The sequence below is a fragment of the Spirulina sp. 06S082 genome, assembly GCF_034932145.1.
Lineage (GTDB): Bacteria > Cyanobacteriota > Cyanobacteriia > Cyanobacteriales > Spirulinaceae > CCY15215.
In genome coordinates this window covers 1-11,255 of the sequence record NZ_JAYGHV010000174.1, presented here as the reverse complement: position 1 = coordinate 11,255, position 11,255 = coordinate 1, and the positions used below count along the sequence as shown (strand labels likewise).

Sequence of the window (11,255 nt, the reverse complement as noted above, 5' to 3'; positions counted from 1 at the left end):
GATAAATATCCTCAATCCCTATTCCCTTTAGCCAGTGAGCGCTCACACCAAAATAGGTTCAACTTAAACCAAACTTGGGTTGTGAACCTCAGAGAAACCCGTTTCCCGTTCCCTTAATTTATGAATCAGCCCAAATCGGATAACGTAAAATTTGCGATTACAACCCCTCTGTATTATGTCAATGCGGCTCCCCATATCGGCAGCGCTTACACGACAATAGTGGCGGATGTTATCGCTCGTTTTCATCGCCTGCAAGGGCATTCCGTTCTGATGATTACGGGAACTGACGAACACGGACAGAAGATTCAACGTGCCGCAGAAGAACGGGGAATTGCACCCCAAGAACACTGCGACGCGATCGCGGACAGTTTTGCAGCACTTTGGCACAAACTCAATATTCACTACGATCGCTTTAGCCGCACCACGGCTATCAAACATCACGCGATCGTCAAAGAATTCTTCAACCGAGTCTGGAATAACAAGGATATTTACCTATCCAAACAACAGGGCTGGTATTGTGTCTCCTGCGAAGAATTTAAAGAAGAACGGGAACTTCTGGAAGGTGGTTTATGCCCCATCCACACCAATAAAAAAGTTGAGTGGCGCGATGAGGATAATTATTTCTTCCGCCTCTCTCAATACCAAGAACGGTTGGAAAAACTGTATCGCGAACAACCGGATTTTATCCAGCCGGAAAGTCGTCGCAACGAAGTCTTGAATTTTGTTAAAGGGGGCTTGCAAGACTTTTCCATTTCTCGCGTCAATCTCGAGTGGGGTTTTCCCATCCCTCACGATCCCAATCATACCATTTACGTTTGGTTTGACGCACTTTTAGGTTATGTTACCGCACTACTCGAACCCGAGGACGAACCGACTTTAGATAATGCCTTAAAGAACTATTGGCCGATTAATATTCATCTGATCGGTAAAGATATTCTTCGATTTCACGCTGTTTATTGGCCAGCCATGTTAATGTCAGCCGGAATGACTTTACCAGGAAAAGTCTTCGGTCATGGTTTTCTCACCAAAGATGGCAGAAAAATGGGCAAAACTCTAGGAAATACTATCGATCCCATTGCCTTGCTCGATCGCTATGGTTCCGATGCCGTGCGTTACTATTTCCTCAAAGAAATTGAATTTGGGCAAGATGGGGACTTTAACGAAACTCGTTTTGTCAATGTTCTCAATGCCGATTTAGCCAACGACTTCGGGAATTTGCTCAACCGTAGCTTGGGAATGTTGAAAAAATATTGCCAAAGTCAAGTCCCCGAGGTTAGAGTCTCTGACTTTTCTGAAACCCATCCCTTAAAATCCATGGGGGTTAAATTAAGCGATCGCGTTGTTAATGCGTATAAATCCTTAAATTTTACGGGAGTTTGTGAAGAAATCTTTAATTTAATTCGCGCTTGTAATAAGTATATTGATGAGCAAGCCCCTTGGAGTCTATACAAACAGAAGCAACAAGGGGAGGTAGAACGGGTTTTATATGCTGTTTTAGAATCTGTTAGACTTTGTGCTTATCTCCTATCGCCGATTATTCCTAATTTATGCGGTGACATCTACCAACAACTCGGTTTTGAACTCGACTTTAACAACCTAACCCTTATTAATAAACCCGAATTGTTTGCCGAACATAGTCGCTGGGGGATTTTAGCTGGGGGTCAAACCCTCAACAAAACCCATCCGATTTTTAACAAATTGGAACTTCCCAGCCAAGAATCTAACCCCTAAAGGGGCGATCGCCTACAATTTTAATCCAGGTTGAGCCATTTTTTGATATTTTGACGGCGATCGTCAAGAGGGGAAAAAACAAATTAAAAACCCTTATTTAAGAAACAAGGAATGCAAATGATGTTAGATGAAAGTTTTGGCGAAGATACGATCTTCACGCCAGAACAAGTACTAGAAAACCGAGGACGAGTAGCAATATTTATTGACGGCTCGAACTTGTTCTACGCTGCCTTACAGTTAGGATTGGAAATTGACTACACCAAACTCCTTTACCGCTTGACGGCGGGTTCGAGATTGTTGCGGGCTTTCTTTTATACTGGTGTCGATCGCACCAATGAAAAGCAGCAAGGCTTCCTCTTGTGGATGCGACGCAATGGCTATCGGGTCATCGCCAAAGATTTAGTGCAGCTTCCCGACGGCTCAAAAAAAGCTAATCTGGATGTAGAAATTGCCGTAGATATGATGGCTTTGGTTAATGCCTACGATACGGCGGTATTGGTAAGCGGTGACGGAGATTTAGCTTATGCCGTCGATGCCGTCAGTTACCGAGGTGCGCGGGTAGAAGTGATTAGTTTGCGATCCATGACCAGCGATAGTTTAATTAACGTCGCCGATCGCTATATTGACTTGGATCAAATCAAAGAAGACATCCAAAAAATACCGCGACCGAATACAAATGGCTATCATCATCGTGCCTTTCCTGGCATTAAGGTTTTGAATGATGAACAAATTGGTAATCGGTAATGGGTAATCAGCACGAGGGAGTGACCGCAAACCAAAACAACAACAGAGTAATGCGCTGGATACCCTCCAGTACGTTGCTGCTGTTGTTGGTTTTGAGTGCCTGTCAGCCTCCCAAACCCCCAGAATCAACTCAAACACAACCCACTCCGATTACGGAAAAGCAAGCGATTTTGGAGGATGCTACCATTGAAAATACCAGTGAAACAGGAGAACTGCTTTGGCGCGTCAATGCCAAAAATGTTATCTACAGTGAAGATGGAAAAAGCGCCCGCTTTGAGACGATTACGGGGAATGTTTTGCAAAATGATGAACTAATTGTGCAGTTGAGTGCCGATCGCGGGGAAATGGTCAACGATGGGGAGAAGATGATTCTGCACGATAATATTATTGTGCGGGATCTTCGCAATGGGGCGATCGTGCGGGGCAAGGAGATGGAATGGCTAACGAAAGAAAACCTGATTATTGCCAGAGATAATTTCACGGGTTCCCACGAAGAATTAGAAGTGACGGCGAAGGAGGGGCGTTATTTCACTCTGACCCAACGATTAGAGTTAAAGGGAAAAGTCATCGCCACTGGCACGAAAAACCCCATGCAAATGAGAACAGAAGAAGCGGTTTGGGAACTCCCCGCAAAAAAATTGACAACTAAGACGAAAATGCAAGCCGATCGCTACGACGAAAACAAAAAGATTACCGATCGCATTCTGGCGGATAAAGCGGAGATGAATTTAGAGACTCAGGTGGTAGTATTGCAGGGAAATGTCCGCTCTAATTCTGTTGACCCTCCCGTACAAGTTGCCTCTGATTCGATTATTTGGAATATGAAAGGGCGATCGATTTTAGCCAATAAGCCCGTCCGCATCGTCCACAATACCGAAAATACAGTCATTAACGCCAATGAAGGGTTAATTAATCTCAAGGAAAATGTTGCCCGCTTAAAAGGGGGAGTGCGAGGAATTAATGCCAGCAGACAAGCGGATCTTTATGCAAATGAGGTGGTTTGGGCGATCGACCAACGCAGAATTGACGCGCAAGGGAATATCATTTACAAACAGGTGAATCCTCCTTTAGAAATGACGGGAACTCAAGCCGTGGGAGCGATCGATCTCGATCGCGTTACAGTAACCAGGGGAGAGAATAAGCGGGTTGTTACTCAATTTGTGCCTAATTCATTTTAATCAATAACCTCGGGTAACAATTTTTTAATAATATCTATAAACTCTTGCTGATCCACTACGGGTTTGGAAATATAACCGTCAGCCCCACTTTCTTTGAGAAAGGTTTCGCGATCGCCTTCCATTGCGTGAGCAGTGACTAAAATAATTGGCAGGTCAGCAGTTTGGGGATCGGCTTTGAGCATCTGTGTAATTTTAATGCCATCAACAGCCTGACCTTGATAAACGCTATGAGCAAGAGAAACATCCATCAAAATGATATCCACTTCCCGAGATTGAGCAATGTTTATAACTTCTTCAACATTTTCTGTTGCTTTCACCTCTAAACCGCCACGTTTTTTGAGAATTTTGGTAAAAACGCGAAGATTAACGGGATCGTCTTCTACAATTAGAACAGTTTTCATCACAAAAAATGGGTCTGAAACCCCGTCCTTGTAGGACGGCTGGACATTGACTACAAAAGCTATACTCGATATTATAAAGCGATAAGAGCCGGCGAATGTATCTGAATCAAATAATATTTAATTAAAAAAGATCGCATTGGCCATTACAACAGCATTATAGAATGCACCCAAAATTCTTGACTTCTCTTAGAATTGCGGCTGATTATCGCTTAAAAAAATTTTAACAATGTGGCAAAAAATGTGACAAAAAAAGAGGGAAGAGTCCCTCTTGACAAAGTTGTTCTTTGTTGATTCTAATTTTGCTTTCGGCCAGTTAATTGCAACAATTCTGTTACTACTCGCTACCCACAGTAACGGGTTCGGCAACATTTTCGGGTTCCGGTGCTGTTTCCAACTCTACTTCTGGCTCGGCGATCGCTTCTGGTTGAGTTGTTTCCGGTTGAGAAGTTCCCTCCCCGGTTTCTTCTACCACAGCAGAAGTTTCTTCCTCAGCTTCTTCTACCACAGCAGAAGTTTCTTCCTCAGCTTCTTCTACCACAGCAGATGTTTCTTCCCCAGCTTCTTCTACCACAGCAACCGTCACCTCTTCATCTGTTGCAGTAGGAATGTCTAATTCCTCTTTTGCCTCTGGAGTAGATTCATCTCGACCCGTTTCTCCCCGTTCTTGTTGCAAGAGTTTCTGGCGATATTTTTCAGCCATCTCTTCTGCTTTCTCAAACACCAAATCCCGATTTTTCAACATATCACCGGGTTCAGGTTCGAGTTGCTTGGTCGAAAGCGAAATACGACCGCGCTCTGCATCTAAGTCAATGATCATGACCTTCAATTCATCATTGACGGCAAAAACACTGTGAGGTGTATCGATATGATCGTGAGAAATTTCTGAAATGTGGAGCAGTCCGCTCACACCACCAATATCGATAAATGCACCATAGGGCTTGATTCCTCGTACCGTACCGATGGTGACTTCTCCAACTTGTAACCCGTTCATTTTCCGCTCGACTAAAGCGCGGCGATGACTCAAGACAAGACGGTTGCGATCTTCATCCACTTCTAGGAATTTTAGAGGTAAGTCCTGACCTACTAAATCTTCCTTAGCTTGACGAGTACTAATATGAGAACCAGGAATAAAACCTCGCAATCCTTCAATACGAACTAAAGCTCCCCCTCGGTTGGTGGCAAAAACGTTAGAACGCACAGTCGCATCTTCGGCTTGCAATTGACGCACTCGTTCCCAAGCTCGTAAATATTCGATACGACGAATGGAGAGGGTTAACTGTCCGTCTTCATTTTCATCGGTCAGAATGAAAAACTCCCGCGTTTCCTCTGCCTGTAAGACTTCGCTAGGATCGTCCACCCGGTTGATGGACATTTCTTGAATGGGGATAAATGCAGCGGTTTTCGCGCCGATATCAATTAACGCGCCCCTGGGTTCCATGCTGAAAACAGTTCCCGGTACAATGTCTCCAGGACTAAAATGATAGTCGTATTTGTCAAGGAGAGCAGCAAAATCTTCGTGAGTAAAGCCAATGTCTTTGTTTCTACTGGCGGTTGTTTTCTGACTGACCATATGTGTATTTTTTCCTAGGTTTTTAGCTCCGTATGTACTTACTGTGAATGAACGATCGCACCTTGAGAAAAATTCTCAGTGTTTGGCGCGATCGCAATATTTCGATCGCAATATACAGTTCCGGTACTTTGTTAAGGTATTCTGCTAATTTGAATAACAGATATATTTACCCAATCTGCATTCTAGCATCGGCTAGTAACAGAATGGGTCACTTAGACTTATTTTAATACTTTTTAGTCTATCAACTCCACATCTCCTGCATTTTGAGACCCATTTTTTTGGAGACTGTTACGATAACAGTGACAGACGGGCTTATGAATATAACATATTTTAAGGAAGTTCTACCCCAAAAATCGAGAAATGAACTGCTGAGAGATTTCCCTCTTGACTCTAGGTTCATTATGGAGAAGAAGACGCGATAATTTCAGAGGCTGCACTATAATTGAGGTCTTGCCATTCTTCAGTCTTTTTCGATTCCTCCTGCTGAGATTGTAGTTGATCCAAGGTTTCGACAAAATCTGTAATGCCTTGGAATTGGCGATAAACTGAGGCAAAACGAACGTAAGCAACTTCATTTTCTTGGCGCAAATAGCCGAGGACGAGTTCTCCAATTTCCCGAGTGGTGACTTCCCGCAGAGAACGTTGTTGGAGTTGTGCCTCGATTTCATCGACAAAGGTTTCCAGACGTTGGTGGGAAATCTCTGTTTTCTCGCAAGCGCGAATGAGTCCTCGCAACAGTTTCGAGCGATCGAAGGATTCTCGACTACCATCTCGTTTAATGGTGGCGATCGGAACAAATTCAATGCGTTCGTAGGTGGTAAAACGATTTTTACAATTTAAGCACTCTCGCCGTCGTCGGACGCTTTTGCCTCCTTCTGTAGAACGAGATTCTAGGACGCGACTTTCTTTATGCTGACAAGCCGGACATTGCATGATTCAGTCCAAAATAATTGTCCAAAATAACGATGCGATCGAGATCGATAAAACCCGTTCGAGGGGAACAAGGTCGTGTAAAAAGCAATTTGAGCCGCATCATCTTGATTTTCCACCATTTAGCAATAGTGAAAGAAATAAGATAGTGCGGCTGAGAAGTTTCTCACCAAAAGAGAAAACTTGCTGGCAATGGGTTTGATATTTTTAGGAAGTTCTGTTGCAATCCTTTATTTTTCGATTATTTTTCGATGCGGGGGGGTTCCCGAAACGCGATCGCAAAAAAGAGGATTCCTATGCCAACAGCAAGTACGAGAATATAGGCAACGCTTTCCATAACTAATTTGAGGGTAAAAAAGACAACAAAGATTGATTCGATGATAAAGCAAGACAAAACTGAATTGCTCTACACAATCATATTTTAAGGGATTGAGTTCCCGATAAACAAATTATTAATTTTTTCTAGGGATTTTTCTCATAAGACCTACCCATTAACGGGCAAGACCCACTGCACTACCCGAGAGAATGCAGGAGTGGGAGAGTCTTGCTTCCTTAAAAAAAATTGAGGAGGTTTTGTCTTCCTCCTCAATTCTCCTCAATTCTGAGAATATTTAAGACCAAAAAGGCGATCGCCTATGCAGCACCTTTTTTGATCCGAGTGGTTTTATCTCCCACTTTGGCAAACATTCCCCATTCGACTTGTTCTTCCAAGTCTGCTTCCACACCGGCAAAAACATCTCGGTATAAGGTGCGAGAGCCGTGCCAAATGTGACCGAAGAAGAAGAGCAAGGCAAATACAGCATGGCCAAAGGTAAACCAACCACGGGTAGAAGTCCGGAAGACCCCATCGGAGCCTAAAGTTTCGCGATCGAAATCAAAAGGTTCTCCCAATTGAGACTTACGCGCAATTTCTTTAACTTGTTTGGGATCGCTGAAGGTTTGACCATCCAACGCACCACCGTAGAAACTGACGGTTACGCCATTTTGCTCGAAACTGTATTTAGATTCCGCACGACGGAAAGGAATATCGGCTCGAACAATGCCCTCAGAGTCCGTTAACACCACGGGGAAGGTTTCAAAGAAGTTGGGCATCCGACGCACGCTCAGTTCGCGACCTTCAGCATCTGTAAACACGGGATGACCTAACCAATATTCGGGAATGCCATCACCGTTAACCATTGGACCGACACGGAATAAACCGCCTTTTGCGGGGCTATTGCCGATGTAGTCATAAAATGCCAGTCTTTCGGGAATTTTAGACCAAGCCTCGGAAGCCGTATCTCCTGCGGCAATATTGGCATCAACCCGCCGTTGAATTTCGGTTTGGAAGTACCCTTGATCCCACTGATAGCGGGTGGGTCCAAAGAGTTCGATGGGGGTTGCTGCGTTGCCGTACCACATGGTTCCCGCCACAACAAAAGCGGCAAAGAAGACGGCGGCAATACTGCTGGAGAGTACCGTTTCGATATTCCCCATCCGCAAGGCTTTATACAAGCGTTCTGGCGGACGAACCGTTAGGTGAAATAGTCCGGCAATAATCCCCACCAGTCCGGCGGCAATGTGGTGAGCCACAATTCCCCCTGGGTTAAAGGGGTTAAACCCAGCAGGTCCCCATTCTGGGGCAACGGGTTGGATGTGACCTGTCAGGCCAAAGCCGTCGGATACCCACATTCCCGGTCCGAAAACGCCACTCAGGTGAAACGCGCCAAAGCCAAAGCAAAGTAAACCGGATAAGAACAGGTGAATGCCAAACATTTTGGGCAGGTCGAGAGCGGATTCTCCCGTGCGGGGGTCTCTGAATAGTTCGAGATCCCAATAAACCCAATGCCAACAAGCGGCTAAAAAGAGCAGTCCAGAGAGAACGATGTGGGCGATCGCAACGCCTTCAAAAGACCAGTACCCAGGGTCGTTATAGGGTTGTCCGGTGACGTTCCAGCCTGCCCAAGAAGAATCTACTCCTAAGCGTGCCATGAAAGGCAGAACAAACATCCCTTGTCGCCACATGGGGTTTAAAACGACATCGCTGGGATTGAAAATAGCGAGTTCGTAAAGTGCCATCGATCCCGCCCAACCTGCAACTAATGCGGTGTGCATGAGGTGGACGGCAATCAAGCGTCCGGGGTCATTTAATACAACTGTATGGACTCGATACCAAGGTAGTCCCATTGACTACGGTCCTCCTAATCGAAAATATTGAATCTATAAAATTAGATTTTGTTAAAGAAGTGTAAACGATTGCGAGAGTTCAATGCAAGAGGAAAAAATCGGTAACGGGGAATAGCAACTCTTGTAACTATTGCTTTTCCTGCAATACGGTTTCGGCTGTGGCTAATTTTTGCATGGCTTGCTCGGCATCAATGAGGCGTTTGAGAATGACTTGGGCGATCGCGCCTCGCTCTGAGATTTCTGAGGGTTTGACTTCTAACATGAGAACGGCATCTTCAACTTGATAGAGCCATAAAGTTTCCCCCTGTTCGACAATCCCTAACGATAATCGGCGAATTTGCGGTCTGCGTCGCCAAGCAATCTCGTTCCAAATTCCCCCTAATTCCCAAACCCGACCGACTTGCCAGCCTGCTGATAAAAAAAAGTATTTCACGATATCCGGACACTCCTCAAATCGTTAAAAAATTAGGACTTACGCATTAACGGGCAAGATGCCCCCACTACCATAGCCAGAGAATAACGTAGTGGGAGCGTCTCGCTCCCTAGCTGCGTCAGAACTCCTCAAATCGTTAAAAAATTAGGACTTACGCATTAACGGGCAAGATGCCCGCACTACCATAGCCAGAGAATAACGTAGTGGGAGCGTCTCGCTCCCTAGCTGCGTCAGAACCAGAAAAATAGGTTGAACCCCTCTAGCCTTTGAGAGATTTTCTCACCTACAATGGCAAAAATGGCGATCGCGTTGGGGAATTTTGTTTTTTCAAAAGAATAAAAACTTTTGCAAAGAAACCCAAAACTAGGGCGGAATGGTCAGAAAAATCGTAAGATACCCAGTAACGCGATCGAGCTTTTAATATTACAGAGTATTTCGATCTACCGGCAATAGAGGTTAAACGCAAATGGGGCAACTGGAAAAGCAACCGGAATTCAATCCCGACGCACCTGAAGCAGCACAAAAGAGCCTAAGAGAAATTACAGAGGAACTCGAACACCTCAAACATAGTGTCATTCTCCAGTTATCTCGAGAAATTGAGCAACTCCAAGAGCGGAAAACCCGCTTGCTGGCAGAAAATGAAGATTTGGAGTTGCAACGTCGAGAGCAATTGGATCAACAACACGAATTGGCTAAACAGATTGCTCCGGCTTTGGTTGAGCAGATTGTGGAGTTGTTGCAACAGCGTGCGAGGCAGGTTGAGGGCAGTAGAGATGGGGAATTCAATCGCGATCGCCTGAGCGGTTACAACGATAATGCCCATCGCTTAATTTCTTCTCTCGATACAACTTTAAGGACGACGTTTAGAACCTTACAACAAGACCTGAATAGCTATCAAAGCACTCTCTCTCAACAGTTAGGGCAAATGTTCACTCTCGAACAGCAGGGAGAGGCAATTTTGGAGGCGTTGGTGGGTCGTTTGAAGGAAGAACTTCAAACCGATGGAGGTTCTCGATCGCTCCCTTCAGACCCCCAAGATGAGCCAAGGGACACCCTCCCAATCCCCACGGAACCTCAAAGCGTCAAACTTCCGTTTGTCGCACCGCCAAGGTCCATCAAACCTGCCCCTCCCCAAGAAATTTCGCCACCGGTGAAGCCAAAAGCAAGGAAGGTGACGGCAACCCAAATGCAGTTGGGTTTTATCTTGGTGCTTTTTTCGTCTTTTGCCTTGTCCCTACAAAATGTAGTCATTTCGATTATTCTCAATCAGTCTTCTCTCTTTGGGATTTGGGATACGGGGGGATTTATTTCTCCTGGTTTTGGCAATTCTTTGCTCATACTTTGCTTTCGCATGGTGGTCGTGGTGCCTCTGATGGCGGCGATCGCGCAAGTTCTTTATCCTTCAAGCTGGCCGGATATTGGTCGTTTCTTGAAATCTAAGGATTGGTTGGCGTTTTTTAATGTTACGGCTTGCGGTTTCTTCCTTTTTGCTTCCTCTGCCTTTATCTATATGGCTTTGGGTGCATTAACGCCAGGGGTTGCCCTCACATTGTTCTTTGTTTTTCCCATTGTAACGGTTTTGATGTCGTGGCTTCTCTTTGGAGAGCGCCCTTCTGTCGTTCGCAGTCTGTCTACTCTAACAGTATTTTTAGGGATAGTATTGATTGCTTTTCCCGATCAAAATGCTCAAGATGCAGGGCTAAAATTATCTACTGAAGGAATTATTTATGCCCTCGCTGCGGGGATAACTTTTGCGTTTCACGTGCTTTTGATTCAAGCCTGTACGAAAAAACTTCATCCCATTCCTTTTAGTGTCGTTAATTTTGCCATTATTCTCATTTTTGCGGCATTAAGTTTATTGGTTCCCCTACCGGAAACGATGCAGGTTAATGTAGCTCCGGAAATGTGGACAAATGTTTTAATCAGCAGTTTGCTTTTAGGAGGTTTAACTCTATTAAGTTATCTTGCTAATAATGTTGGTATCAGTTATATTGGTGCCGCTCGTGCTTCGATCTTTGGGGCAACGGGTCCTGCATTAACCTCGCTTTTAACATGGATAATTATTGGCAAGGCATTAATATCTAAACAATTGTGGGGGATGT

General features: G+C 44.8%; 10 protein-coding genes and 1 pseudogene. 4 read left to right on the top strand and 7 right to left on the bottom strand.

Annotation, left to right across the window (positions count from 1 at the left end; translation table 11 throughout):
- Positions 1-120 precede the first annotated feature (120 nt).
- From metG to lptC, 3 genes are all read left to right on the top strand, one after another.
- Positions 121-1,731 (top strand): methionine--tRNA ligase, encoded by a 1,611-nt coding sequence (metG, locus tag VB714_RS12915; RefSeq protein WP_323224760.1) that lies wholly within the window; start codon positions 121-123, stop codon positions 1,729-1,731.
- A gap of 120 nt (positions 1,732-1,851) precedes the next feature.
- Positions 1,852-2,475, top strand: a complete 624-nt coding sequence (locus VB714_RS12910) for an NYN domain-containing protein (protein WP_204102559.1) — start codon at positions 1,852-1,854, stop codon at positions 2,473-2,475.
- Positions 2,475-3,653 (top strand): LPS export ABC transporter periplasmic protein LptC, encoded by a 1,179-nt coding sequence (lptC, locus tag VB714_RS12905; RefSeq protein WP_323224757.1) that lies wholly within the window; start codon positions 2,475-2,477, stop codon positions 3,651-3,653. Before VB714_RS12910 ends, lptC begins: the two co-directional genes overlap by 1 nt.
- Here the strand turns inward: lptC and VB714_RS12900 are convergent.
- The 7 genes and pseudogenes from VB714_RS12900 to VB714_RS12870 all read right to left on the bottom strand — a co-directional run bounded on the left by VB714_RS12900 (position 3,650) and on the right by VB714_RS12870 (position 9,153).
- Entirely contained in the window at positions 3,650-4,054 is a 405-nt protein-coding gene (locus VB714_RS12900) for a response regulator (protein ID WP_323224755.1), read from the bottom strand. The two genes, lptC and VB714_RS12900, sit on opposite strands and share 4 nt — an antisense overlap.
- A 334-nt stretch (positions 4,055-4,388) precedes the next feature.
- Positions 4,389-5,624: a 30S ribosomal protein S1 gene (locus tag VB714_RS12895; protein WP_323224753.1), complete on the bottom strand. Its 1,236-nt coding sequence runs from the start codon at positions 5,622-5,624 to the stop codon at positions 4,389-4,391.
- A 459-nt stretch (positions 5,625-6,083) separates the two neighbouring features.
- Positions 6,084-6,557: pseudogene (gene nrdR / locus VB714_RS12890) on the bottom strand (transcriptional regulator NrdR); the annotation flags it as partial.
- On the bottom strand, positions 6,532-6,660 hold the full coding sequence (locus tag VB714_RS12885; RefSeq protein ID WP_275414296.1) for a hypothetical protein: 129 nt from the start codon (positions 6,658-6,660) through the stop codon (positions 6,532-6,534). The gene VB714_RS12885 and the pseudogene nrdR, both read right to left, overlap by 26 nt.
- A 135-nt stretch (positions 6,661-6,795) precedes the next feature.
- Positions 6,796-6,891, bottom strand: a complete 96-nt coding sequence (locus VB714_RS12880; protein WP_204102347.1) for a photosystem II reaction center protein T — start codon at positions 6,889-6,891, stop codon at positions 6,796-6,798.
- 296 nt (positions 6,892-7,187) lie between these two features.
- A complete protein-coding gene (psbB, locus tag VB714_RS12875; protein ID WP_323224748.1) occupies positions 7,188-8,720 on the bottom strand; it encodes a photosystem II chlorophyll-binding protein CP47 in 1,533 nt (510 codons plus the stop codon).
- 127 nt (positions 8,721-8,847) lie between these two features.
- Entirely contained in the window at positions 8,848-9,153 is a 306-nt protein-coding gene (locus VB714_RS12870; protein ID WP_323224746.1) for a hypothetical protein, read from the bottom strand.
- 466 nt (positions 9,154-9,619) lie between these two features.
- Here VB714_RS12870 and VB714_RS12865 point away from each other — a divergent pair.
- Positions 9,620-11,255, top strand: a 1,636-nt coding sequence (locus tag VB714_RS12865; protein WP_323224744.1) for an EamA family transporter, incomplete at its 3' end; no start/stop codon positions are given.

Bases quoted from the DNA above. Each gene is read 5' to 3' on its own strand.
- metG (WP_323224760.1), top strand. From the start codon at position 121: ATGAATCAGCCCAAATCGGATAACGTAAAATTTGCGATTACAACCCCT.
- VB714_RS12910 (WP_204102559.1), top strand. From the start codon at position 1,852: ATGTTAGATGAAAGTTTTGGCGAAGATACGATCTTCACGCCAGAACAA.
- lptC (WP_323224757.1), top strand. From the start codon at position 2,475: ATGGGTAATCAGCACGAGGGAGTGACCGCAAACCAAAACAACAACAGA.
- VB714_RS12900 (WP_323224755.1), bottom strand. From the start codon at position 4,054: ATGAAAACTGTTCTAATTGTAGAAGACGATCCCGTTAATCTTCGCGTT.
- VB714_RS12895 (WP_323224753.1), bottom strand. From the start codon at position 5,624: ATGGTCAGTCAGAAAACAACCGCCAGTAGAAACAAAGACATTGGCTTT.
- VB714_RS12885 (WP_275414296.1), bottom strand. From the start codon at position 6,660: ATGATGCGGCTCAAATTGCTTTTTACACGACCTTGTTCCCCTCGAACG.
- VB714_RS12880 (WP_204102347.1), bottom strand. From the start codon at position 6,891: ATGGAAAGCGTTGCCTATATTCTCGTACTTGCTGTTGGCATAGGAATC.
- psbB (WP_323224748.1), bottom strand. From the start codon at position 8,720: ATGGGACTACCTTGGTATCGAGTCCATACAGTTGTATTAAATGACCCC.